We start from the raw sequence: 22,639 nt of genomic DNA on the forward strand, positions 1-22,639 counted from the left end.
AGGAGTTCTACGCCCTGCCGTTTGTCCTGCCCAGGGACCCGTTCGAGGATCGGGAGCAGGCGCCCGTGTAGCGGCTTGCGCGCTGCGCTGTCCCCGCCGCAGGATGGGGCCGGTACTGTAGTTGGTTTCGAGGAGGCTGCCCCATGATTGAGATCCTGAATGCCGCCGAGGTGGCCCGGGCGAAGGAAACCGGCGCCCTGGTGGCCAACATCCTGCACATGCTGAAGAGCCGCACGACGGTGGGCACCAACCTCCTGGAGATCGACGCCTGGGCCAGGGACATGATCCTCGAAGCCGGCGCGGAGTCCTGCTATGTCGATTACGCGCCGTCCTTCGGGCGCGGACCGTTCGGCCACTACATCTGCACGGGCGTCAACGATGCCGTGCTGCACGGGTTGCCGCACGACTACGCCCTGGCCGACGGGGACCTGCTGACGCTTGACCTCGCCGTCCTGAAGGGCGGGGTGGCGGCGGACTCCGCCATCAGCTTCATTGTGGGCGAAAGCGAGCACCCGGAGAGCGTGGCCCTGATCGAGGCAACGGAGCGGGCACTGCGGGCGGGGATCGCCGCTGCCGGACCGGGGGCGCGCATCGGCGACATCTCGCACGCCATCGGCTCGGTCCTCAGCGACGCGGGATACCCCGTTAACACCCAGTTCGGTGGCCACGGCATCGGATCCACCATGCACCAGGACCCGCATGTTCCGAACGCCGGACGTCCCGGCCGCGGCTTCAAGCTCCGGCCCGGGCTGCTGCTTGCGCTGGAGCCGTGGGTCATGGCGGACACCGCAGAACTGGTCACCGACGCCGACGGGTGGACGCTCCGGAGCGCCACGGGCTGCCGTACAGCGCACAGTGAGCACACGATCGCCATTACCGCCAGCGGTGCCGAGATCCTGACCCTGCCGCCGCAGGGGCTTTCGTAAGTAAACGCCCCTGGCGGGCAGAGCAGGCGGGCAGCCGCTACTCCTTGAACAGCCCCGCAAGGTCCTCGGCCGTGATGGCCCCGCCAGCGAGGGCATCGCCCTCCATGACGTCGGCGAACAGCTGCGACTTCCGGGCCTTCAGCGCCATGACCTTTTCCTCGATGGTGTCCTTGGCCACCAGGCGGTACACCATCACGTTCCGGGCCTGCCCGATCCGGTGCGTCCGGTCCACGGCCTGGGCCTCCGACGCCGGGTTCCACCAGGGATCCAGCAGGAAGACGTAGTCGGCCTCCGTGAGGTTCAGCCCGAAGCCGCCGGCCTTCAGCGAAATCAGGAACACCGGAGCGCTGCCGTTCTTGAACTCGCTGACCACGTCGGCACGGTTGCGGGTGCCGCCGTCGAGGTAGCAGTACTCGATGCCCTCCTCATCAAGCCGCTCGCGCACCTTCCCCAGAAACCCCGTGAACTGGCTGAAGATCAGCGCCCGGTGGCCCTCCGCCACCAGGTCCTCGAGCTGTTCGAACAAGACATCCAGCTTGCTGGACCGGATCCCGGTCAGGGCCGGGTCAACAAGGGAGGCGTCCAGGCTCAGCTGCCGCAGCAGGGTCAGTGACTGGAAGATGGTGAACCGGTTCCTGTTCACGTCCTCGATCAGCCCCAGGATCTTCTGCCGCTCGCGCTGCAGATGCGTCTGGTAGACCTTCTGGTGCCGCGGATTCAGCACCACCTCCAGGATCTGCTCCTGCTTGGGCGGCAGGTCCTTGATCACCTGGTCCTTGGTGCGGCGCATCATCAGCGGGCGGACCCGGCGGCGGAGCTTGTCCAGCTGCCCCTTGTCGCCGTTTTTCTCCACGGGCTTCTGGTAGTACTCCGCGAACCGCTTGGGACTGGAAAACAAGCCCGGCGCCACAATGGAGGTCAACGCCCAGAATTCCATGAGGTTGTTCTCCAGCGGCGTGCCGGTGATGGCCAGCTTGAAGGCGGCCGGCAGCTTGCGGGCGCACTGGTAGGCCTTGGATTGGTGGTTCTTCACGAACTGCGCCTCGTCCAGCACCAGGCCGGACCAGGAGCGGGAGGCGTAGGAGTCGTAGTCGATGCGGAACAGAGCGTAGGACGTGATGACAACGTCCGCATCCGCGAGTGCAGCCACGGGATCCTGCCCGCTCTTGGCGAACGTCTCGCCCACCGCCTGCACCTTCAGTCCGGGCGCGAAGCGGGCTGCTTCGGCCGCCCAGTTGCCCACCACGCTGGTGGGGGCCACCACCAGGAAGGGCGCGACGGCGGCTGGCTGGCTTGAGGGTCCGGCGGCAGCACGGCCGTCGGACGCCTTTGCATCGGCGCCGGCTGCGGCAACAGCCTGTTCCTTCGCCGCGCACATCAGGGCCAGTGCCTGCACGGTCTTGCCGAGGCCCATGTCGTCGGCAAGCACGCCGCCCAGGCCGTGCTTGTACAGGAAGGTGAGCCAGTTGAAGCCCTCCAGCTGGTAGGGCCGGAGCTCCGCGTCCAGCGACGCCGGCAGCGGCAGCCCGTCGGTGCCGCCCTCCAGGAGGCCGCCCACGGCCGAACGCCAGGCCGCAGCCTGCTGGTCCACGATCCCCAGCTGCGCCAGCTCGTCCCACAGCCCTGCCTGGAAGCGGCTGATCTGCAGCGGAGCGTCCTTGTTGTCCTGCAGCGACCGCGCCTCTTCGATCAGCGCCCGCAGCTGGTGCAGCTCCGGCAGGTCCAGCGAGAAGTACGCGCCACTGGGCAGCAGCATCTTGGTCTGCCCTGCGGCCAGCGCGGAGAACACGGCAGCGAAGGAGACCGGCTGCCCCTCGAGGGAAATCTGGATGCCCAGGTCGAACCAGTCGCGCTGCTCGGTGGCCTTGGTGGAGATGGAGACCACCGGTGCCTCCTCGGCCTCCCGGTAGTCGGCGATATCGCCCGCTGTCTCCACCTCAACGTCCGGCGCCTGACGGAGCCGCGGCAGCACCTCCTCGGTGAAGGCCAGCGTGTCCAGGCCCTTCAGCTCGGCCGACGCCGCCAGCCGGGGAGTGCCCCAGCCTCCGGTTGCGGACTCACCCAGGGCAGGAACCACGTCCCAGGGCTGGCCGATGCCTTCCAGGATGCGCGCCTCCGCAGCGTCGTCGCGGTAGCCGTGGTCGCCGGGGTGGCGCCACAACGGCTGGGCGGTGACCAGGTTGCCGCTCTTGTAGTGCCACTCCCAGTGCAGGCGCACGCGGTGGTCGGCGCCGTAGTTTGCCAGCAGCGAGAGGCTGGGAACGGCAAGGGCGGGCAGCTCCACCGACTCGTCCCGTGCAGTTACCCGGGCCTTCTGCTTGAGTTTCGGATAGAAGCCGGTGAGGAACCGCGATTCGTCCTTCGCGGGGATGTGGAGGGTGCTGCCGGCCGTGACGAAGGCCAGGAGCTCCTCGCTCAGTCCGGCCTCCAGCGGTGCCAGGGTGATGACGCCGTCGGGATCGGGGACACCTGGCAGCGCGGCTTCGCCCGTGGTGAAGAACAGCCCGTGCGCAGGCCGTCCGATCGTCCCCACCGATGCGGGATCAACCTGGCTTCCCTCCATGGTGATGGTGGAAGAAAGTTCCAGCCCGCCGTCGGGCGCGGTGTCGTGTCCGCCGTCGCCCCCGGCCTGCGCGCCGTATCGCCCAAGGTTGAGTCCGACGGCGGCGGGGGCCTCTGCGATCCGGACCGGCTCCGTGCCGCGCGAGTGCACCAGTGCGAGCCCGATCTTGCGGGCGTCGGACAGCAGGCTCCACAGGTTCTTGCCCGAGTAGGAGTTCAGGCCCAGCCACAGGCCGGACGAGTTGTGCATCCGGCTGGCGGAGGCGGAGTGGGCGGCTAGGAATTCCTGCATCCACTCGATATGTGCCTCGTTGCACTCCCGGCGGAAGTTCAGGTAGCTCAGGGTGTTCCAGGAGACGTCGCCGCGGATCCACTTGCCCTTGGCGCCCATGATCACCGGACGGGCCTTGAGCTGGCGGACGCTGCGCACCGGATCCCGGCGGCCGGTGTAGGAAAAGTGCGGTGCCGGTTCCTCGATCTCGAATTGGAGCGCCAGCGGGACGCCGTTGGCGGCGGGTGCGTTTCCGGCCTGCGAGATGAGCGGGCTGAGTGCCTGCTCCCAGTCGGACAGGACTGCGCCGGCGGGCTCCCGGGACACCTGGGTGGCAACCCCCGGGGACAACAGCTGCACGCGGATGGCCGGGTTGTCCTCCGCGGCAAAGAGCAGGGCGGCCACGTGCTTGCAGTCCTTGCGCACCGGGCAGCTGCAGACGCCCACCGTGCAGCTCCAGCCGCCACCCCTGCGGACCAGCTTGGCGGTGGTGGAGTAGGGCACGTCGGCACCGCCCCGGACCTTGCCCAGCATGAGCCCGGTCCCGGCGTCGAACGAGATCCCGGAGACGCGGCTGCCCATGGCGTAGGCAAGCCCGGCCGCAAGGGAGCGGTCGTTGATTGCGGGGGTCTGTATTGCCAGATCCGTACTCTCGTCCGGTTGGGATGGAATGGCGCGCGCTACTTTCGGCAGGACACGGCGGAGCCGGGTCCGGTGGTTGGCTATCTGATCCATCTTAGTTCGCCGGGGTGGGAGGCGTGTGTCCCCGTCCCGCCGATGGTGGGCGTTGGTCAGATACGCGTCCGTGGCGTGCTAGCCACAGCGCCCTCCTGCTGAAGTAGGAGGGCGCTGTCCCTGAATGCATTGAGGCACTTCTGGAAGGACGTGCGCGGTTCCAGCGTGTACGATCCATCGCCGAATAGTTCAAACGTGAACGATTTCGTGTACTCCAACTGCCCTAACGCACGCAGGATTGCCGTCAGGTCCAGGTTGCCGTCTCCCCAAGCCAAGTGACCGGCGGGTGAGCCATCTATCAGGTGTACGTGGCGCACCCTTTTCCCAAAAGCCTCGCCATAGTCACTGATCGCATCTCCTGCCACTGCCAATGCCACAGTGTCGATCACCACCCCAAGGGCAGGATGCCCCACGTCCTCGACCATGCGTCGAAGCGATGACAGGTCGGTGACCAGATTCGACTCCACCCGCTGCAGCGGTTCCAATACGCAGGACACCCCCAGTTCCGAGGCCCGTTCACTGATCGCCTGCAGGGCGAGGACGCTTCGTTCCCAGGCAAATTCCAACGGCTCGTCCTCGTAACCGCGGCCGGAGGTGAGGAACAACAGGGGCGATTCCAGGTCACTGCATATTTCGGCAGCCCGGAGGAAAAGCTGCACGCTGCCCTCCCGCAGCCATGCCTCGCCTGAAGCGATGTTGACAGGGTAGGCCACCTGCTCAGGCGTCAGGCAGGCTAGGGAGAGCCCACGTTCACGCAGCAGCTTCGCTACCTTCTTGACCCGGTGCCCGTCTGCGTCCGCGAGGTGCAGGTGGGGAGCTATGCCCCACAACTCCACCTTGGTGCGCCCCAGCTCCACCATGTCGTCCAGGCAACGCTCGAGGGTGTGGTGCTGATACGCGAAGTTGGAGCCACAGACTTGGTCCAAACCGAAACCGGCCATCATCACTTCCCCACGCCGTCTGCCAGGCCACGGATGAAATAGCGCTGGCCCGCGAAGAAGAGCACGATCACTGGGACGGCGGCGATGGCCATTCCCGCAAACACAACGGGATAGTCCGTGCCGTGTTTGGCCATGAGATTCGTAAGTCCCACCGGCAGCGTCTGCAGCGCCCCGCCGCTGGTGAAGATCATGGCGAAAAGGTATTCATTCCAGGTGAAGAGAACGTTCAGCAGGATGGTGGAGATGATGATTGGCCGGCACATCGGCAGGATGACCTGCCAGAACGCCCGTGCCTTGGAGGCGCCGTCCACGGAGGCGGCCTCATCCACCTCCGACGGCAAATCCAGCATGTAGGCACGGATCAGGAAGGTGGTGAACGGAACCCGGAAAGCGGTGTAAAGAATCAGCAGCGCCCAGAAGCTGTTGTAGAGGCCCAGGGCCTGGAACATCTTCACCAGGGGAATCAGGGCCACCGTCGGCGCCAGCATCAACCCGGCCAGGATCAGAATCAGGATGGTCCGGTTGAAGGGAATCTTGACCCTGGTCAGGCCATAGGCAGCCCAAGCACTGATCAGCACTGTGGCTACCGTGGAGGCCAACGTGACAAGTACGCTCGTGGTGAGATAGTCACCCACGCCGCGGTTCCAGGCGGTCACATAGTTTTCCCACCGCCAGGTTTCCGGAAGCGCAAACGGATCGGCGAATAATTCGGAATTCGATTTCACCCCGTTCAGCAGCATCCACAGCAAGGGGTAGATAACAACGATAGCCAAGGCCACCAGGAAGGCCTGGACAAAAACCCGTCCCAGGAGCATCAGGACTGAAGCGCGCGTCACCATTCCACCCTCCTGCGCTTGGCCAGCCGGAGCTGGAGTACTGCGAGGACGAGCGTGATGACGAAAACAGCGGTGGCAATGGCGGCGGCATAGCCGAAGTCGTTGCGGACAAAACCGCTGCGGTAGAGCCAGGTGCCTAGGACCTGGCTGGAATTGTTGGGGCCACCCGTGGTCATGACCATCACCTCGTTGAAAACCTGGAAGGCCCCTGAGACTGTCACTATCATCATGAGGCTGCTCATCTCGCGGACAAGGGGCAGGGAAATAGAGAAGAACCGGCGGACGGGGCCAACGCCGTCGATTGACGCCGCCTCGAAAAGCTCGGTGGGAATACGTTGCAGTGCCACTGCGAAGAGCAGCGTGCAGTAGCCAAAGCCCTGCCACTGGCTCATGCCGATGATGCCGAAGATCGCGGTGTTTTCCTGGCCGAGCCAGGCTTGTGCGAGGTTTCCGAGCCCCAGGGTTTCAAGCGCGGCGTTCAGGATGCCCATACGCGGCTCATAGATGAAATAGAACAGGAGCCCGGCCACGGTCAGGGATATCGCGGAGGGAACGAAATAGATTGCCCGGAGAGCACCCCGCCACCGCTGACTGGGCAGTCCCTCGACAAGAGCTGCCAGAACCAGCGCTCCGAACACCTGGAAGATGATTGAGATCCCGGCATAAAGGGTGTTGTTGACGAGCGATTTCCAGAAAATCGGGTCATTGACCATCTTGACGTAGTTGTCGGCGCCAACAAAGGTCTGCCGACCGCTGTAGATGTCCCACTTGAGGAGGCTGAAGCCCAAATTCTGCACGAGTGGCAGGTAGCAGAAGACACCAAGGAGCACGACTGCTGGCAGGACCCACACCATGTTGCGCCACCGGCGGGCGTTACTCCCGGGCCTTTGCCGGCCGCTGGGGAGACTTCTGGCGTCAGATCCGGAGGCCGAAGGAGCAGGCCTCCGGATCGTGTTGGAAGCTGTCATGGCAGGATCCGCTACCTGGCTGAGTTGGACGCGGAACGTACAGCGTCAAGGACTTGTTGCGGGGACTGGGTCCCGGCTACAAGGGCTTCGCCGCCTGCGAGCCAGGCGTCGGCCACCTCGGGAACGGTGACCGAGTCCAGCCAGATGATGGCGTCGGATGCTTCATTCACCTGTTTGATGCCTTCGACCACCGGTCCGGACGAGTTTTGCTCCGATACCGCGCCCCTGACAGCGCTGGGCTGACCGTAAGGCGGCGCTGAAAGCCTCGTGGCGTTCTCCTTGCTCGTGGCGAATTTCATGAAGTCAACAGCCAGTGCCGCGTTTTTCGATTTGGCATTGATCAGGTATCCCTCCGGAGAACCTTCAATTGCCTTTGTGTCGCCCTTCGCCGTGGTTGAGGGGGGCAGCCTGAAGATGCCCAGACCGTCGTTTTTGAGCCGGGATCCCTCCGAGGCCGTTGTGTCGAATTCGAGGACCTCCTGGTAGTACATTCCGGCGGCACCGGTAGCCAATGCCTGCTGGGCGGTGGTGTATAGGACGCCGTTCGAGTCCTTGCCGCTGCCGGTGCATTCGTTGATGAGCTCCGTGAACTGCTCCATGGCCCGGAGGTAGCCCTGATTCTCGAGCTTCGCCGTCTGGGGATCGAAGTCGGCTTCCAATTCTTCAGCAGGGACCTCATAGGCGAACAACTGCTGCAGGTAGTGCAGGCCCGGCCAGCCGTCTTTGTTCCCGAACGCAATAGGTTCGTAACCGGCCCCTTTGAGTACTGAGCAGGAGGAGATCAGTTCCTCGAAGGTGGACGGCGGGTTGAGGCCCAAGTCCTTAAAAACTTTCTGGTTGTAACCCATGAATTTGCCGTTGTTGTAGAGAGGTACGGCAAAGTACTTGCCGTCCTTCTCGAAGGCCTTGAGCGACGACTCGCCGAAGGTGTTTCCCCAGTCGGTTCCAGGAGCAATAGCCGGCGTCAGATCCGCTGCAAGGCCACCGTCGATGAAGTTGTCTGCCCAGTTCCCCGCCCACGTGAAGTAGATGTCCGGCAGCGCTTGGGATGCGGTGAGGGTCTTCGTTTTGTCCTTGATGCTCTGGTCGGTTTCCTGGATGAGTTCGAAGGAGACATCCGGGTGGAGTTTGGTGTACTCCGCTGCCAGGTCCTCGAAGTACGGTTCGAGGGGATCGCCGCCAAATTTGGTAAGGATGCTCAGAGTTCCCGAGTACTCGGGCTCCTTTTGCAGATCCAACTGTGCAGCGGGCTGGCTCCCGCCGGCGCAACCGGTCAAAGCAAGGGCTGTGCCCGCCAGCAGGGCTGTGATCATGTGCGTGCTTTTCCGCATGGTTTTCTACTTTCGCTCGGATGGCTGAATAGCCGAGGTCCACGGGACGAAGAGCGCCGCCCTCCGTTGGATGGCACCTACACCACGTGTGCTTTTGGGACTAAGTGATACCGGTACCACAGTGAATCATGATTAGCCGCCCCGGGGAAGGGTTTCAGGAGGAAATACTTGCCGTCGGTTTATTCGGCCGCTCGTGAAGGCGCAGGGCCGTCGGAAGAGCGGGCAATAAGGGTGGAGGGCAGTACATGCTTCCTCGGCGCGGAGGAATCACCACCGATGCGGGCGAGGAGCTGCTGTGCAGCGGCGGCGCCCAGCTCGCGCATGGGCTGCTGGATCATGGTCAGGGGTGGTTCCATGACCGCGGCCCACGGGCTGTCATCGAAGCCGATCAGGGACACGTCCTTGAGGATTCGCCGGTTGTGCATGCGTAGTGCATGGAGGGCGCCCACTGTTGCCTCGGTTTCCGTGGTGAAGACGGCAGTGGGGGGATCTGCCAGGGCCAGCATCCCGCCGATGGCCCTGGTTGCCTGTCTTTCATTTTTTAGGACGTGCGTTACCAGGGCGGTGTCGAACGGTATGCCGGCTTCTTCCAGGGCATCCAGATAACCGCGAAGGCGTTCACCGTCACTCCAGAGGGCCTCATCGAGGATTTTGTGCATCTGCTGCAGGTCCGTTGCGGGGCTTAGGGTCACCGGGCCCCAAGCGAAGGCAATCCTGTGATGGCCGTTCGCAATCAAGGACGCGACGGCGGAGCGGGCGGCTTCCCGGTTATCAATGACCACCGAGTCGATATCCAGGCCGTCCACCAGACGGTCGATAAGGACCACCGGTATTCCACGCTCCATCGCGGCGGAGATGTGCGAGACGTCGTCGTTCCTTCCCGCTGCTGACGCAACAACAAGGCCGTCAACCTGTTTGGCCAGCAGAACCCCGATGGCGTCGCGTTCCAGTTCCAGCTTCTCGTCAGTGCTCAAGGTGATGGCATCGTATCCGGCTTGTTTAGCCGTTTCAGAGATGCCCCTGAGTACCCCCGAAAAGAAGGGGTTGGCCACGTCTGCAAGAACAATGCCCAGCGTTTTGGTGATGCCGGTGCTCATGCTGCGTGCCAGGGTGTTGGCTTGATAGCCCAACCGTTCGGCAGCCAGCAGGACCTTTGCGCGGGTGGCATCACTGACCGAACCGTAGTTGCCCAGGGTGCGGGCGACGGTGGCCCTGCCAACTCCAGCGGCAGCGGCAACTTCCGAAATGGTCGGAGCGCCCCCGTGCTGATGATCCGGCGACATCCGGTTCCCTTTCTGGTCTGGAAACGCCCTGGCGCGGTTCCGATGAGGACAATTCTGCTTCAGATCCTAGTTGCTGCCGCGAAGCGATGGCCGTGCCCGAATGCACCTTCAACGTAGCACTGCTCGGCGGCCGTTTCCGCGGCGAAAGCAAGGGCACGACGCAGGGAATCTGCAGTTGGCGGGGCATCCCGCGCCCATCCGGACCGAAGGAGGCTCACGCTCAATCCCGTAACGAAGGCATCTCCGCAGCCCATGGTATCGACGAATCTGTGCACGTCAGTTGGTGCTGCTACTTGCGTGAACAACTGCTCGCCGTCGTACAGTACTGCGCCGGCGGCCCCCCTGGTGGCAACGGCAAGCGAGGCGCCTGCCGCTGTCGCGCGGGCTAACTCTTGTGCAACAGCCTCAAATGGTGCGTTGCCCAGCGATAACAGGGCCAGATCCACGAACGGGGCCGTCCGCCGCAAATATTGGTCAGTCCGGCGCTCAGGCTCCCAGGAATAATCAAAGCTCACCAAGGGTCCGGCCGCCCGCAGTGCCGGGAGTTGGTCTTCGGAGGCGGAGTAAACGCTCGAATGGACAAGAGCTGCAGCGGCAAGGTGGTTCCGGTGTTCAGGCTCGAGTACGAACGGTTGGCTGATGGTGACACCCCCTTCGTTCCAGCCCAGGAAGATGCGGTCTCCGTCGATAACCTTTATGTCAGTGACGCCGTTAGGGCCCTGGCGGGTCTGGCACCTGCTGACATCTACTCCCTCCGCTTCCACCGCGGAACGGACAAAGGCACCCCACGGATCGGAACCGAAGACACCCATGTAGGCGGATTCCAGGCCGAGGTGGCGTGCCATGACCGCAAAGTTAACGCAGTTTCCACCCGGATAAATAACCCCGCGGTCCAGGAACCGGTCCACGATGTTGTCCCCAAATCCAATTACTTTCATGCTTATCCTGTCTTGCCGGCCGTGTCTCCGCCGGCAGCGTCTCCGGCCTGCGGCCAATGCTTGGCCGCGCCCCGGCAGGGGCGCGGCCCACGGTGCCTGTCAGTATTCGACGACCCGGTAGTACCGGCGCAGGTCCAGCGAGTGGTTGCGGACCCGTTCCAGATGCTTGCTGATCCGGCCCGCCACGGTGTCCAAAACCAAAGGTGCCAGAAGCCCCCGGAACCTTGGGCTGATGCCAGCCAGTTCATAGTCCTTGGTGTCCAGGATGGTGGTGTTCTTGTTGTAGTTCTCGGCAAACTTGACCACCCTTTCCATGAGCGGCCTGCTCTCGTCTTCGCCCAGGAAAAGCACCAGGCTGGTGTCTTCCTCGATCAGTTCCAGGGAGCCATGGAAAAACTCGGCACCGTGGACACGCGTGGTGCGCAACCACTGCATTTCCTCGAGGATGCACATGGAGTACAAGTAGGTGAAGCCCCAGAGGTTGCCGGCGCCGACGAGGAAGTGGTAGTCCGCGTCCTTGTTACGTTCCGCAAACGCTTCCGCCACAGGTTCTGCCTGGCGTGCCACCTCAACGAGGACTTCGGGGACGGTCTGGAGTTCGCCCGCGAATTCTTCATACCCCTCAAACTCTCCCCGCGCAGCCAGAAGCCGGGTGGACAGAAGCAGCAAGGGGATGTCGAACGGCCAGGTCTTGGGTTCGGTGATCAGGGCGACATCCAGAGCCTTGGCGAAGGGACTGTCGTCAAAACCGGTGAAGCCGACCGTGTAGGCGCCTTTGGCTTTGGCGAATTCAATCGCCTCGATGATGTCCTCCGTTGTCCCGGAAACAGAGGCAAAAACGGCGATCGATCCGGCCCCGAACGCTGGGTCACCGGTAAGCATCAACTCCCTGCCGATTGCTGCCCGCACGGGAAGGTTGGAACGTGAGCGGATGAAGTGTTCATAGGGAAGCATCGCGGCATATGTGCCACCGGCCCCAATGAGGAAGAGGTTGTCGAAACCCCGCTCCTGGATAGATTCCACGAATTGTTCGAGTTGTCCCCGGAGCGCGAGTGCACTGCGGGTCTGGGCGAGAAATTCCTCTTCTTTGAAGCCGAGCACGGGCTGTCCTTTCGTCTTTTGGGTAGTTGCTGTTGATACGTTTGATACCGGTATCACAACTGCTCGATATGCTTTCACGCCCCTCGCGGGAGGTCAATAGCTGCGCATAGGGAATTCCAGCAACTACTGCTGTTGGCGGCAGATCCCCGAAGATAAAAACTTCGCTTGACGTTCACTTCCTCCTCAACGGGGCGCGGCCCCGGCACACGTAGCGTGAAAAGCGTCCCAAACAGCACCCGCCATCAAGCAGTGAGGATTTCCATGATCACGAGCCAGCCCACCATCCTGACCAGCAGCAGCATCGAAGCAAGCGATGAGGAGGCAGTAGAGGCAAACGTGAGCGTGGTGGACGCCATGCACACCGCCCTTCTGCACACGGACGAGATGTCGCCGGTGGCCGTCCGCAGCTACTACGTGGACTTCTACCTCGCCCAGGCGCTGGAGGGCGGCTTCGCGCAGTACGCCTTCGTGGCTGGTGACAGGGCCGAAACGGACACCTTCGTCCGCGAAGGCATGGCCGGCATGGGCGCCGCCGCCCACCTGGAGCTCTTCAACCGGGCTGTTGAAGCGTATGACCACCTCTCCGACGAGGAGGAGGAGTTCTACCTCGACGGCGGGCTGGACAACACCGGGGAGACCCCCGACGCCGTCCTCCGCATGGAGGAGCTCGACGCCGAGTTCGAGGCGCTGCTTGAGCGGGAAAACATCACGGCGCTCAACGCCGCCTGGCTGCGCGGGCAGGCCGACCTGCTGGTCCTCGACGACGAGGAGGTGGGCGCGTACATCCAGCAGCTCGTTGCCCAGATCCCGGACCTGCCGGAGCGCCAGGCCAAGGCGGAAGCAGAAGCACTTGAAGATGCCCCCGATTTCGAACTCATCATCCGTGAGCTGTGCAGCATCGTGGGCTACGAGCTCGTCAGGATCACCATGGGCGATCCCAACTACATGCACGACGGTGAGAAGACCCTGGCCTGGCACTTCTCAACCGACCACGGCGACTTCCTGATGGTCGAGGAGGACGACGAAGCCTTCATGATCAACCCGGAGACGCTCGAGATCGTTGCCGCTGTGGAGTTCGAAGAGGCCGACGCGGACCTGGTCGGTGCCTAGCAGCCAGGCCGGCGGGCCGGAGCCGGTGCCGCCACGGCGGCATGCGGCCTCGGTCAGCCCCGGCTGTTTTGCTCCAGGGCCGTGGCAAGGATGTCCAGCAGTTCGCCGTCCACCTGCTCCGTGGACGTCACCCGCACCCGGAGGGTGAACGGATCGTCCGGACGCGTCCGGATCCTCTCCAGCCGGCCTTCCGGGGGAAGGTCCAGCCGCAGGGTGACATCAACGGCCGTGTTGGTGGACCGGGTGACCTGCGCGAATTTCCTGCGTGCGCTGTGCAGGGACACATACCCCTTGCGCATCTGGATGTGCACCCCCTCGGTGGTGGACGCCCACGCCAGGATTGAATCGGCGATGGGCCGCAGCTGCGGGTGGCTGGCGTACTGGCCGTCAATCAACTCGTCGGCGTCCCGCAGCATGAATTCCGGATAGCCGAACATCTCCCACGACACGGCGTACTGCGCGTAGCCGGTAACGCCAAAGTTGTCCCGCATCCAGTCGCGGAGCTCCCGATCCGTGCTGATGCCCGAGGCCTGCGCCTGTTCCACCCAGTAGGTGGTGTCCTTGCCGGTCTTGCGCAGCAGCAGCGACTTGTTGTTGTCCACCATTGACTGCCAGGTGCCGGTCTTTTTCCCGGCAGGCTCCTGCGGCCCGTCGTGTGGCCGCCCGGCTGGCCGGGATTCTGGTTGCTGTGGCTCGGCGGTATCAGGCATGCATCGATGGTAAGCACCTTTGCCGACAAGGCGGCCGGAAGAAAAAAGTTTTCCGCCGCCGTAACCTTTCCGCTGCCGGGGGCGATGTAGGAGGTGATGGGTCCGCCAGGCGGGCCCGACCCCCGATAGTTGTCTAGGTTTGGAGTGCTTGATGTCTTTGTTCACCGTTCTCGCCAGCAGTAAAGTCGCCGCGTCAGTCCTGGCCGCCGGAACCCTGGCCGTTGGCGGAACCGGCGTCGCTGCCGTTTCCGGCGCCCTCCCCGCTGAAGCCCAGCAGACCGCCCATGAGCTTTTCGGCGCACCCGCCCCGGAGCTGGCTGCCGAGGCAGCTGCCAGCGGACAGGCCACCGCTGAAGCCGCCACCGACGCCGCAGCCAACGCTGACGCTTCCGCAGAAGCCGATGCGGCTGCTGACGCCGACGCCACGGTAACCGGAGACAGCGTCGCGGCCCAGGCTTCGGGCTCCGCCGCCGCCAGCACCGCCGTCGACGCCGCCGGTGCCGCAGCCTTCGGCCTGTGCACCGCCTTCACAAACGGCGGCCTGAACGCCAACTCCGAGGCTTTCTCCTCGCTGGTGATTGCCGCTGACGGCGAAGCCAACGTTGAAAGCTACTGCGCCGATGTTGTTGCCGAGGCCGGCGCCGCCGCCGAAGCTGGCGCGGACGCCACGGGTTCCGCTGCCGTTGAGGTTGAGCGTCCCGAGGTTCCTGCGGTTCCGGCTGTTCCCGCCGTTCCCGGAGTGGATGGCGGGCCCGCCGTTCCTGCCGTACCGGCCGTTCCGGCCGAAGCCGGCAACGCCGTGGAAGCCCCCTCGGTTTCCGTCCGCTAACCACGGTTAGCTAGGGTGGACCGCAGCTGTTTACTGCTGCGGCCGCCGCCTGGACTGCAGGACCCGCCCCCCCGGGGTCCTGCAGTCCTGCGCTGCCGCCTGATACCGGGGCAGTTACAACCGACCATGGGGACTGGCAATCCACACTGGAAAACCGGAAACGGCAGGAGCCGCCTTCCGGGATGGGAGCCGCTGGTGCTGGACACTCTGGCCCAAGAAGAAACCGACATATTCGACGATGCAGCCGGAACAGATCCCGCTGTGCTGTTCGGTGCTGCCTATCGGTCCTTCGCCGGCCCCGTCCAGGGCTATCTCAAGGCCCGTGGCGTAGACGATCCCGAGGCCGTCACCCAGGACGTGTTCATGGCGTTTTACCACAGGATCGACGCGCTGACCGGCGGCCTGCAGGGCGCCAAATCGCTGATTTTCTCCATCGCCCACGCCCGCATGGTTGACCACTACCGCCGGCTGGAGCGCAGGCCCCAGCTAAGCCCGTACGACCCCCAGCATGATGCCCGCACCACACCCTCCGCTGAGGACTGTGCCGTGGAGCTGACCGGTGGAGCCGCTGACATGCTGGCCGGACTCAGCGAAGAACACCAGGAAGTCCTGGCACTGCGCGTCGTGGCGGACCTGTCCATCGAACAGGTGGCCGCCATCATGGGCAAAAGCACTGGCGCCATCAAGCAAATGCAGCGCCGGGCCCTTCAAAACCTCAAGGCACAAACGCTCTCAAGAAACCAGGCGAATCATGAGTGACACCGCAGGACCCCGCAGCGACGGATTCGTTGACCAGCTGCTGCTGGAAGCGGAACTGGACGACGACGGCCAGCTCCGCCCCGCGCTCCTGCAGCTCCGTGCCCTGGGCGACGTGACGCCGGAGCCCTCCGCCGGCGTCGCCGCCCTGATGCAGCGTGCGGAGGCCGTGCAGGCCGCTGCGCCATGTGCTGCAGCGCCATCCGCTGCAGCGCCATCCGCTGCCGCGCCGTCCGCGGAGGTGGCACCTGCCGCCGCGTCCGCACCTGTGGATGAACTGGCCGCCCGGCGCCGCGCGAAGCGCCGCATCACCCTCACCGCGCTGTCCGTGGCCGTCTCGCTCTCCGCGGGCGGAGCTGTCGCCGTCGCCTCGGACCAGGGCTTCCGCGACTCCTTCAGCAACCTGCAGCGGACCGTCACCTCGTTCGTCACCGGAACCGCGCCGGCCGCTCCCGCCGGGAACCAGGCGGAGGAGCCAGCCGCGCAGGTCCCCTCCGTCCCCGCTGCCCCGGCCACCGTTCCTACCGCCGCCGTCAAGGCCCCGGAGCCCGGGCAGCCCGCGGAGGCAGCGCCGTCGGACGTTCCTGCCACGCCGGCAAAGGGCGCCGGGGAATCCGACGCTCCCGGCAGGCAGGTGGAGGTCCCCGGGGCCAAGGACCTGCCCACCGCCGTCCCCGAAGACCTCACGAACGGGGCCGGCCAGCAGCCGCAGGTGCCCGTTCCAGGCGCGTCGGATCTGCACCTGCCTGAAACGCTTCCCGCAGTTCCGCTGCGGTAAAGGCGCCTGCGGCCCGATTGTCAGCCGCTCCGGCTGCGCGGGAACTCACCCTGCCCTAATAGCCGGCACCGCCCATCTGGATCATGCCGCCCGCCGGGTCGGCCAGGTACCAGACATTGTTGACTCCCTGGCCCAGGATGTCGCCGGGCTTGGTGTCCTGGGCGAAGTAGTACAGCGGCATGCCGTTGAGGGTGACCTGCTGCTTGCCGTCCGGCGTCGTGATGGTGCCGAGCTCGCCCGTCACACCCTCGGCGGACGGCGTGGCGGACGTGGTGAGCACCGGCGGCCACGCTGCCAGGCACGCATCCGTGCAGGCGCTGGTTCCGGAATCCTTCACGTCCTTGGTGAAGAAGTACACGCTCCGTCCGTCCGCACCCACCACGATCTCCCCGGCGCTCGAGGAGGCCGTCTTGAGGTCGACGGCGGCACTGGCCGTGGTGGTTGGCGCCGCCGACGGCGGGGAAACGGACGCAGCAGGTGCGGTTGCCGAAGCAGGGGGAGCACCAGTGGTGACGGCGGGGCTGGTATCCGCCGGTGCAGTTCCGGTGCCGCCGCCGCAGCCGGCCAGCGCCGCGGAAAGGGCCAGGATGGCGAGGCCTGCGCCCAGATGGTGTTTCATGGGTTTGCTCCTTGGCTGGGCCCGGCGTGGGATCACCGGACGCTAACCGTATGACGCATCCGGGTGAAGAATGGTTCACAGCGGCTGCCCCCTGAACTTTTCTGCGGGCAGCAGCGTCTTCAGGTGGTAAGCAGGAATCCTGAACAGGTCCAGGCGGGAGGGACGTCATGCCGCTCGACGAGGACGTGGTGGAGTCCATCTACCGCGAGCACGGCGCTGCCCTCCGCCGTTTCGTCATCAGCGCCTCCCGGGATCCGCAGCTGGCGGAGGACGTGGTCCAGGAAACCGTGCTTCGGGTATGGCAGCATGCACCGGAAATCAACGGCAGCCTGCGCAGCTACCTGTACCGGACGGCCAGGAACATCATGATCGACAACTACCGCCGGGCGCGGCGCCGGCCGGAATCCCTCGAGAACAACCTTCCGGACCCCGCGGACGCCCTGGAAAAGGTGGACGGGTTGCTCAACCGGGTGCTGGTGGAGGAGGCCCTCCTCCGGTTGAGCAGGGAACACCGGGATGTCCTGGTGGCCCTGCACTACCGCCGGTTCACCGTCAACGAGGCCGCCGTGCAGCTCAACATTCCCAGCGGGACGGTGAAGTCCCGCGCGCATTACGCGGTGCGGGCACTGCGGACAATCCTGGACGAAATGGGGGTGGAAGGATGAACGGCGTGGATCCCCACCAGCTGCTCGGTGCCTACCTGCTCGGCGGCCTTGAGGCGCCTGACCGGGAAGCCTTCGAAGCCCACCTCCGTACGTGCGCCGCCTGCCGGGAAGAACTGGCCGGACTGGAGACGCTTCCCGTGACCCTTGACATCCTTCCCGTTCCGGACGCGGTGGCGCTGACGGTCGTTTCAACCCTTGCTGCCGCTCCCAATGCACCCGCCCCGCCTCCGCTCCTTGCGAAACTGGCGCGCCGCCGTCGTGCCGTCCGGCGGCGGTGGGTGGCGCTGGTGGGCGCGGTTGCCGCAGCCTGCCTTGCCGCGGGCATCCTGGCCGGACCACTGCTGGCGCGGCCGGAGCCGCCCGACGCCACGTATTCGGTCCAGTCCGGCGGCGGACTGCAGTTCAGCATCGACCTCGCCAGGAAGACCTGGGGAACCGAGCTGGCGGTGAACGGGAGCAGCCTGCCCCAGGACGGGACGCTCTCACTCTGGGTCCGCGACCGTGCCGGCAGCGAGGACCGGGCCTGCTCCTGGACGGCAACGCCCAGCGGCAGGGCCCGGGTCACGGGGGCCACACCGATTCAGCTGGGCAGCATCTCCAGTGTGGAATTGCGGGACGGGACGCAGAATGCAGTGGCTGTCATCACCGTGCCCTGAGGTTCTCCCTGAATTCGGCCACCAGTGCCGGGTCCTCGCACGCCCTGGCGAACGCCGCAATCCGGCGCTCAATTTCGCGGCCCAGCAGCCAGGTGCCAACCCGTTCCATCAGCGGCCGCAACAAAGCCGGCCGGCATGAGAAGGTGTACTTCCAGACAGCCCGGGTGCCGCCGTCGACGGCCGTAAAGCGCCATCCGCCGCCGAAGTTCCCGAAGAACCAGGGCCCCGAAACCATGGTCATGCCCACGTTGCGCGGCGGAGCGTAGGAGACGTATTCGCTGACCATTGCCAGTCCCAACCGCGAGCGGGTCCGGGTGCGGACGCCCTTGCCCGCCGAACTGGCCCCGTCCAGGAAACCCTGGGAGGAGATGAACGGATCCCACTTGAGCCGGAAGGAGCCGGTGGTCTGGGAGAAGGCGAAGACGGTCTCCGGGTCGAGGCGGATGAGGCGTTCGGCGCGTACCTGGGGCATGGTCCCAGCCTAGCCAGCCGCCACACAATCCCCGCGGTTTGCCGTTACTGGGTCATCTTGGCAAGCCGGGCCCGCACGATCATGAACGCTCCGTAGCAGATCAGCCCGGCTCCCACAGCCGCCAGCAGGTAGACGCCCAGGGGCTGGTCGCGGAGCGCACGGAGGCCGCCGTCCAGGCCGGTGGAGTCCTCCGGGTGGGCCTGCAGGGTGGCGATGGCGATGAGCAGGCCGGTCAGGAACAGCACGATGCCCTTGGCCAAATAGCCGGTCACGCCCAGCACGGTGACGGCCGTCCTGGCCTTCTGGTTGGCCGGCATCACCAGGTGCTTTTCGAAGGACTTCTTCAGGCCACGGATGGCATACACCACGCCCGTCACGGCGATGGCCACGCCGAGCACCACCAGCAGGGCCACGCCGCCCGGCGCCTTCATAAGGTTGACCGTCATGTCGGTGGCGGCCTGCTGGTTGTCACCCCCCGAACCCGTGCCCCTGGCGAAGGACAGCAGGGTCAGCGCAAGCCCGGCAAACACCAGTGCCTGCGCGCCGGCTTTTGCCTTCTTCCCTGCCTTTTCCTTGGTGGGCAGGCGGTTGTAGTCAAAGATGGCGTCACTGGTCTGCCACAGCGCCAGAGCCGCGCAGGCCGCGAAGCTGGCCCACAGCAGGAAGGGCCCGGCGGGCTGGGTTGAAAGTTCAGCCACGGCACCGCTGAAATCGGCATTGCCGGTGCCGCCCGTGGCCAGCCGGATGGCGATTGCACCCACCAGCAGATGCAGGATGCCGCTCGCCGCAAACCCCGCCCTGGCCAGCACCTCCAGCGTCCGCGAGTTGGTGGCGTTCTCTGCAGCGGCTACGGCCTGCTTGAGTTCTCTTTTGATGGCTGTTCCTTTGTGCGTGCGCGGCACCCGCGCGGTGGTTCACTGGTGTGCGTGCCCCACACAACCGTAATGGTCCCACGCGGACCGGGCCCGGAACAGTGTGCGTGGCTCAAGGATTGCCAAGGGCAACTGCCAAGTGCCGGCGTCGGTGGGTCCCACCGGAATCCCGGCCCCGGGAGGGCCGCGGTCCGATGGGGAGGGATCCCCATCGCCCGCTTGGTGCGGCCGTGCGACCATGGGCATCAGCGGTTGAACACGCAGCGCAAATTATCCCGGGGGACCAATGACTTTTTACGGCGCCGACGTCAGCCAGTTGAGGGCGCTGGCCAAGGCGGCCGAGCAGGCCGCATCGCTCCTGAGCACCCGGGCCGGCGTCCTGCAAGGCCAGATCCAGGCTGCGCCGTGGAAGGGTGCGGACGGCGAACGCTTCCGGCGGGAATGGACCGGCACCCACCGCCCGGGGCTGGAACGGGTGGTGGCCGGCCTGCGTGAAAACTCGAAGCTCCTGCTGCAGCACGCCGATGAGCAGGAGAAAGCCTCGTCGCCCTCCGGAGGCGGCACCGGCCTGTGGGACCGGATGGCGATGCTTCCCGGGCAGGCCCGGGACTGGCTCCAGGAGCAGGCCGTTGCGGCGGCCGCGGCTGCGGAACACCGGAGGGGACTGGAGGCAGGCCTGGAACGCATGTTGGATGCCGGCCCCCGGGACCAGGCGGAGTGGTGGGCCGGACTTTCCGCCGCAGACCGGAAGTACCTGATCGAGGGCGTTGGCGCGGACGGCCCGTTCGCCGAGGACCTCATGCGCATGGACGGCGGCATCCCCGAGTCGGCGCAGGAGCAGGCCAAGGACCACCTGCAGGAGCTGGCCAAGGCGGATATTCCTGTCTACTCCGAAACCGGGAAAGCTTCCATCGAAGCGCGGGTGGCCTGGGTGCACGGTGGCGCGGAAGTGGGGACCGAAGTGGTGGAGAACGCGGACGGCTCCGCCACCATGAAGGTGTACGGAAACATGGGCCTGGGCGTCAACGACACCACCGGAACCGCCGGCGTCACCCTCAACGGGCAGGTGTCCCGCGAGTATACGTTCGGCAGCGTCGAGGAAGCCATGGCCGCCCGCGAGCAGATGTACCGGGACCTGCCGCCGGACAGCGTGGGCGAGATCAGGGATGTGGCCGGCAACCCGCCGGACTACATCCTGGACACCATCCACGATGCCGCCGACGACAACGGATCCACGGGCCAGACGGACAAGGCCAAGGGCACCCTCTCGCTGGAGGCCGAAGGGGAGAGCGGCGCGGCTGCCGGCTCCGCGAAACTGGACCTGGCCTACGAACGGAACCTCACGGACGGCACTGCCACAGCCAGCGGCGAGGTATCGGCCCAGGGCAAGCTGAACCTCGACGGCCGGGTGTTCGAGGCCTCCGGCAAGGGCGGCCTGCAGGTCAACATGGACGAGGACAGCAACATCTCCTCCGTATCCGTGTCCATGGACGGCACCGTGGCGCAGGGCGTGGTGGCCGGCACCGACGTGAAGGCGGTGAAGGTGGAGTCCTCGGTAACCGCGGGGACCCAGGGCACGGTGAAGATCGACGTCGACTACTCTCCGGAGAACCGTCCCATCATCGACAGTTACCTCCGCAACGTGGCCCTCGGCAATGAGACCGCCGCAGCCCGGGACGCCGCCAGGCTCTACGAGGCAGGCTCAGCCACCGTCCAGGTCAACAACGTTGTCACTGCATCCAGCCAGACAGGGCTGGACGTGAAGGTGGGTGAGGTGGAAGTCAGTACCGAGAACCAGTCCACCACGAACGTGTCCACGTACTATAAGGTCCCCAACGACACCAGGCTCGAGAGGCTGTGACCATGTCCGTCCACATCGAATCCCCGCTGGGGTTCACGGCAGACTTCCCCGAGCACACCCAGGTACTTGAGTCCTCCAGTGCCGGACCCGGCAGCCAGCAGTACGGCCTGCCGGGCGGCGTCCTGGTGACCGTCATCAAGGACGAGACCTCCGTCCGGGATGCCCCGCAGGCCAATGGGTGGGCGCATCTCATGGCCGGCTTCTACCTTGAAGAGCGCAGCGGGACCCTGTTGGCTGAAGGTGAACTGGACCTGCCTGGCAAGGCCGCCTACGCCGTGGTGGTGGGCTACGGCGACGCGGGCTCGGGCAAGGTAGCCGCCACTGTGGGTGTCAGGGAAAACGAACGGTTCATCGGCGTCGTGGTGATCTGGCCTTATGCCGACCCCGAGGTGGAACCCCGGCTTGGCATGCTGAAGGAGATCGTGGCCGGCATCAGTGTTGGCTGACCCGGTGTGCACGTCCGCCGCTGCCCGTGACTGCTACCGGCGGCGGTAGCAGAGATCGAAGATCAGCCGCCCGGCCTCGTGGGCTTTGGCCTCGAAACTGGTGCGGATCCTGCCCTCGAACCGCGGTGCCCAGCCGCCGGTTTCGTCAATGCCCTCGTTGGGGCCGGTGTGCTCGGTGCTCACCGGTGCGCGGCCTTCGCGGACGGGTGCCCCTCCCACCACGGTTTCGACGCCGGACTGCCAGACCTGCGTGAGCGGGCTTTCGGGTCCCCGGCGCTCGCCGGTGTGCAGGTTTTCGAAGTCCCGGGAATCCGCCAGGACGTCGCGGACATGGATGGCGTAGTTGGACCAGTCGGTGGCGATCCGCCAGAGCCCGCCGGGCTTCAGGGCGCGGGCAGCGAGCGCGGCGAATTCGGGCTGGATGAGGCGGCGCTTGTGGTGCCGGGACTTGTGCCAGGGGTCGGGGAAGAAGACCCATAGTTCGTCCACGGACCCGGCCGGGAGCATGGTGGCGAGGACCTCGGGAGCGTTGGCTTCCACGACGCGGACGTTGGTCAGCCCGCGGCTGTTGATCTTGATGATGGTGTTGGCCAGGCCGGGGGTGTAGACCTCCACGGCAAGGAAGTCCGTGTCCGGGTTCTGCTCCGCGGCATGGCAGATGGCGTCACCCAGGCCGGAGCCGATTTCCACGATCAGGGGCGCCTTGCGGCCGAACTCGGCCTCGGCGTCGAACGTGTAGTCCGGGTGGACGGAGGTGTTGGCCACGTGCCGGGGGACGTCCACCGCCCACCGTTCCGCGTGTTCTTCCCAGGCGGCCTGGCGGCGGCCCTGCAGGCGGGTGCCGCGGCGGACGAAGCTGACCGGCCGGCCGCCATAGGTGCCGAAGGAGGCCTGCGTCCCGGGCGTGACCGGCCTCGGGACATGCGGCTGCTGGGGGTTTTCCGGGGATTCACTCATCCCTTCAAGGATACCG

Annotated in this window: 22 protein-coding genes; 9 read left to right on the forward strand and 13 right to left on the reverse strand. The window is 65.5% G+C overall.

Annotation, left to right across the window (positions count from 1 at the left end; all coding sequences use genetic code 11):
• Nucleotides 1–143 precede the first annotated feature (143 nt).
• Nucleotides 144–926: a type I methionyl aminopeptidase gene (gene map / locus AC5RUO_RS00550; RefSeq protein ID WP_494009727.1), complete on the forward strand. Its 783-nt coding sequence runs from the start codon at nucleotides 144–146 to the stop codon at nucleotides 924–926.
• A gap of 37 nt (nucleotides 927–963) precedes the next feature.
• On the opposite strand, the gene AC5RUO_RS00555 is transcribed toward map, so the two are convergent.
• The 8 genes from AC5RUO_RS00555 to AC5RUO_RS00590 form a co-directional block, all read right to left on the reverse strand.
• Nucleotides 964–4,431, reverse strand: a complete 3,468-nt coding sequence (locus AC5RUO_RS00555) for a DEAD/DEAH box helicase (protein ID WP_494103356.1) — start codon at nucleotides 4,429–4,431, stop codon at nucleotides 964–966.
• Nucleotides 4,432–4,550: 119 nt separating this feature from the next.
• Nucleotides 4,551–5,438: a sugar phosphate isomerase/epimerase family protein gene (locus AC5RUO_RS00560; protein WP_494009911.1), complete on the reverse strand. Its 888-nt coding sequence runs from the start codon at nucleotides 5,436–5,438 to the stop codon at nucleotides 4,551–4,553.
• Complete coding sequence (locus AC5RUO_RS00565) at nucleotides 5,438–6,274, reverse strand: carbohydrate ABC transporter permease (RefSeq protein ID WP_494053583.1); 837 nt, start codon at nucleotides 6,272–6,274, stop codon at nucleotides 5,438–5,440. Before AC5RUO_RS00565 ends, AC5RUO_RS00560 begins: the two co-directional genes overlap by 1 nt.
• Complete coding sequence (locus AC5RUO_RS00570; protein WP_494009725.1) at nucleotides 6,268–7,068, reverse strand: carbohydrate ABC transporter permease; 801 nt, start codon at nucleotides 7,066–7,068, stop codon at nucleotides 6,268–6,270. The genes AC5RUO_RS00565 and AC5RUO_RS00570 overlap by 7 nt, the downstream gene beginning before the upstream one ends.
• A 182-nt stretch (nucleotides 7,069–7,250) precedes the next feature.
• Nucleotides 7,251–8,570 (reverse strand): ABC transporter substrate-binding protein, encoded by a 1,320-nt coding sequence (locus tag AC5RUO_RS00575; protein WP_494102498.1) that lies wholly within the window; start codon nucleotides 8,568–8,570, stop codon nucleotides 7,251–7,253.
• A gap of 179 nt (nucleotides 8,571–8,749) precedes the next feature.
• Nucleotides 8,750–9,853: a LacI family DNA-binding transcriptional regulator gene (locus AC5RUO_RS00580; protein ID WP_494102499.1), complete on the reverse strand. Its 1,104-nt coding sequence runs from the start codon at nucleotides 9,851–9,853 to the stop codon at nucleotides 8,750–8,752.
• 59 nt (nucleotides 9,854–9,912) lie between these two features.
• Nucleotides 9,913–10,791 (reverse strand): PfkB family carbohydrate kinase, encoded by an 879-nt coding sequence (locus AC5RUO_RS00585; protein ID WP_494102500.1) that lies wholly within the window; start codon nucleotides 10,789–10,791, stop codon nucleotides 9,913–9,915.
• 99 nt (nucleotides 10,792–10,890) lie between these two features.
• Nucleotides 10,891–11,892 carry an SIS domain-containing protein gene (locus AC5RUO_RS00590; protein ID WP_494102501.1) on the reverse strand — a complete coding sequence of 334 codons (1,002 nt, stop codon included), beginning with the start codon at nucleotides 11,890–11,892 and terminating at the stop codon, nucleotides 10,891–10,893.
• A gap of 261 nt (nucleotides 11,893–12,153) precedes the next feature.
• On the opposite strand from AC5RUO_RS00590, the gene AC5RUO_RS00595 reads away from it, so the two are divergent.
• Nucleotides 12,154–13,002 (forward strand): DMP19 family protein, encoded by an 849-nt coding sequence (locus tag AC5RUO_RS00595; RefSeq protein ID WP_494102502.1) that lies wholly within the window; start codon nucleotides 12,154–12,156, stop codon nucleotides 13,000–13,002.
• A 53-nt stretch (nucleotides 13,003–13,055) separates the two neighbouring features.
• On the opposite strand, the gene AC5RUO_RS00600 is transcribed toward AC5RUO_RS00595, so the two are convergent.
• Nucleotides 13,056–13,712 (reverse strand): DUF5655 domain-containing protein, encoded by a 657-nt coding sequence (locus tag AC5RUO_RS00600; protein ID WP_494009719.1) that lies wholly within the window; start codon nucleotides 13,710–13,712, stop codon nucleotides 13,056–13,058.
• 151 nt (nucleotides 13,713–13,863) lie between these two features.
• Here AC5RUO_RS00600 and AC5RUO_RS00605 point away from each other — a divergent pair, with 151 nt between their 5' ends.
• From AC5RUO_RS00605 to AC5RUO_RS00615, 3 genes are all read left to right on the forward strand, one after another.
• Nucleotides 13,864–14,541 carry a protein tyrosine phosphatase gene (locus AC5RUO_RS00605; protein WP_494102503.1) on the forward strand — a complete coding sequence of 226 codons (678 nt, stop codon included), beginning with the start codon at nucleotides 13,864–13,866 and terminating at the stop codon, nucleotides 14,539–14,541.
• 195 nt (nucleotides 14,542–14,736) lie between these two features.
• A complete protein-coding gene (locus tag AC5RUO_RS00610; RefSeq protein ID WP_494009717.1) occupies nucleotides 14,737–15,300 on the forward strand; it encodes an RNA polymerase sigma factor in 564 nt (187 codons plus the stop codon).
• Nucleotides 15,293–16,075, forward strand: coding sequence for a hypothetical protein (locus AC5RUO_RS00615; protein WP_494102504.1), 783 nt, complete (start codon nucleotides 15,293–15,295; stop codon nucleotides 16,073–16,075). The genes AC5RUO_RS00610 and AC5RUO_RS00615 overlap by 8 nt, the downstream gene beginning before the upstream one ends.
• A 55-nt stretch (nucleotides 16,076–16,130) precedes the next feature.
• Here the strand turns inward: AC5RUO_RS00615 and AC5RUO_RS00620 are convergent, their stop codons facing one another.
• A complete protein-coding gene (locus tag AC5RUO_RS00620) occupies nucleotides 16,131–16,694 on the reverse strand; it encodes a COG4315 family predicted lipoprotein (protein ID WP_494009715.1) in 564 nt (187 codons plus the stop codon).
• Between the two features lie 167 nt (nucleotides 16,695–16,861).
• On the opposite strand from AC5RUO_RS00620, the gene AC5RUO_RS00625 reads away from it, so the two are divergent.
• A complete protein-coding gene (locus AC5RUO_RS00625; protein WP_494102505.1) occupies nucleotides 16,862–17,359 on the forward strand; it encodes a sigma-70 family RNA polymerase sigma factor in 498 nt (165 codons plus the stop codon).
• Nucleotides 17,356–18,015 carry a zf-HC2 domain-containing protein gene (locus AC5RUO_RS00630; RefSeq protein WP_494102506.1) on the forward strand — a complete coding sequence of 220 codons (660 nt, stop codon included), beginning with the start codon at nucleotides 17,356–17,358 and terminating at the stop codon, nucleotides 18,013–18,015. The genes AC5RUO_RS00625 and AC5RUO_RS00630 overlap by 4 nt, the downstream gene beginning before the upstream one ends.
• Here AC5RUO_RS00630 and AC5RUO_RS00635 read toward each other — a convergent pair.
• Together AC5RUO_RS00635 and AC5RUO_RS00640 are read right to left on the reverse strand one after the other, a co-directional pair.
• Nucleotides 18,002–18,487: an SRPBCC family protein gene (locus AC5RUO_RS00635; RefSeq protein WP_494102507.1), complete on the reverse strand. Its 486-nt coding sequence runs from the start codon at nucleotides 18,485–18,487 to the stop codon at nucleotides 18,002–18,004. The genes AC5RUO_RS00630 and AC5RUO_RS00635 overlap by 14 nt on opposite strands.
• A 44-nt stretch (nucleotides 18,488–18,531) precedes the next feature.
• Nucleotides 18,532–19,389: a DUF1206 domain-containing protein gene (locus AC5RUO_RS00640; protein ID WP_494009711.1), complete on the reverse strand. Its 858-nt coding sequence runs from the start codon at nucleotides 19,387–19,389 to the stop codon at nucleotides 18,532–18,534.
• 256 nt (nucleotides 19,390–19,645) lie between these two features.
• Here AC5RUO_RS00640 and AC5RUO_RS00645 point away from each other — a divergent pair, with 256 nt between their 5' ends.
• Both AC5RUO_RS00645 and AC5RUO_RS00650 read left to right on the forward strand, forming a co-directional pair.
• Nucleotides 19,646–21,220 carry a fimbrial protein gene (locus tag AC5RUO_RS00645; RefSeq protein WP_494102508.1) on the forward strand — a complete coding sequence of 525 codons (1,575 nt, stop codon included), beginning with the start codon at nucleotides 19,646–19,648 and terminating at the stop codon, nucleotides 21,218–21,220.
• A 2-nt stretch (nucleotides 21,221–21,222) separates the two neighbouring features.
• Nucleotides 21,223–21,666, forward strand: coding sequence for a hypothetical protein (locus AC5RUO_RS00650; RefSeq protein ID WP_494102509.1), 444 nt, complete (start codon nucleotides 21,223–21,225; stop codon nucleotides 21,664–21,666).
• Nucleotides 21,667–21,699: 33 nt separating this feature from the next.
• On the opposite strand, the gene trmB is transcribed toward AC5RUO_RS00650, so the two are convergent.
• Nucleotides 21,700–22,623 carry a tRNA (guanosine(46)-N7)-methyltransferase TrmB gene (gene trmB, locus AC5RUO_RS00655; protein WP_494053566.1) on the reverse strand — a complete coding sequence of 308 codons (924 nt, stop codon included), beginning with the start codon at nucleotides 22,621–22,623 and terminating at the stop codon, nucleotides 21,700–21,702.
• Between the last annotated feature and the right edge of the window lie 16 nt (nucleotides 22,624–22,639).

This window comes from Arthrobacter sp. Y3221087 (genome assembly GCF_059089905.1).

What these genes read in the sequence shown, in the direction of transcription:
- map (WP_494009727.1), top strand. Translation starts at nt 144, where the DNA reads ATGATTGAGATCCTGAATGCCGCCGAGGTGGCCCGGGCGAAGGAAACC.
- AC5RUO_RS00635 (WP_494102507.1), bottom strand. Translation starts at nt 18,487, where the DNA reads ATGCCCCAGGTACGCGCCGAACGCCTCATCCGCCTCGACCCGGAGACC.
- AC5RUO_RS00650 (WP_494102509.1), top strand. Translation starts at nt 21,223, where the DNA reads ATGTCCGTCCACATCGAATCCCCGCTGGGGTTCACGGCAGACTTCCCC.
- AC5RUO_RS00580 (WP_494102499.1), bottom strand. Translation starts at nt 9,853, where the DNA reads ATGTCGCCGGATCATCAGCACGGGGGCGCTCCGACCATTTCGGAAGTT.
- AC5RUO_RS00625 (WP_494102505.1), top strand. Translation starts at nt 16,862, where the DNA reads ATGCCGCTCGACGAGGACGTGGTGGAGTCCATCTACCGCGAGCACGGC.
- AC5RUO_RS00560 (WP_494009911.1), bottom strand. Translation starts at nt 5,438, where the DNA reads ATGATGGCCGGTTTCGGTTTGGACCAAGTCTGTGGCTCCAACTTCGCG.
- AC5RUO_RS00620 (WP_494009715.1), bottom strand. Translation starts at nt 16,694, where the DNA reads ATGAAACACCATCTGGGCGCAGGCCTCGCCATCCTGGCCCTTTCCGCG.
- AC5RUO_RS00645 (WP_494102508.1), top strand. Translation starts at nt 19,646, where the DNA reads ATGACTTTTTACGGCGCCGACGTCAGCCAGTTGAGGGCGCTGGCCAAG.
- AC5RUO_RS00575 (WP_494102498.1), bottom strand. Translation starts at nt 8,570, where the DNA reads ATGCGGAAAAGCACGCACATGATCACAGCCCTGCTGGCGGGCACAGCC.
- AC5RUO_RS00605 (WP_494102503.1), top strand. Translation starts at nt 13,864, where the DNA reads ATGTCTTTGTTCACCGTTCTCGCCAGCAGTAAAGTCGCCGCGTCAGTC.
- AC5RUO_RS00600 (WP_494009719.1), bottom strand. Translation starts at nt 13,712, where the DNA reads ATGCCTGATACCGCCGAGCCACAGCAACCAGAATCCCGGCCAGCCGGG.
- AC5RUO_RS00630 (WP_494102506.1), top strand. Translation starts at nt 17,356, where the DNA reads ATGAACGGCGTGGATCCCCACCAGCTGCTCGGTGCCTACCTGCTCGGC.
- AC5RUO_RS00585 (WP_494102500.1), bottom strand. Translation starts at nt 10,791, where the DNA reads ATGAAAGTAATTGGATTTGGGGACAACATCGTGGACCGGTTCCTGGAC.
- AC5RUO_RS00595 (WP_494102502.1), top strand. Translation starts at nt 12,154, where the DNA reads ATGATCACGAGCCAGCCCACCATCCTGACCAGCAGCAGCATCGAAGCA.
- trmB (WP_494053566.1), bottom strand. Translation starts at nt 22,623, where the DNA reads ATGAGTGAATCCCCGGAAAACCCCCAGCAGCCGCATGTCCCGAGGCCG.
- AC5RUO_RS00565 (WP_494053583.1), bottom strand. Translation starts at nt 6,274, where the DNA reads ATGGTGACGCGCGCTTCAGTCCTGATGCTCCTGGGACGGGTTTTTGTC.
- AC5RUO_RS00615 (WP_494102504.1), top strand. Translation starts at nt 15,293, where the DNA reads ATGAGTGACACCGCAGGACCCCGCAGCGACGGATTCGTTGACCAGCTG.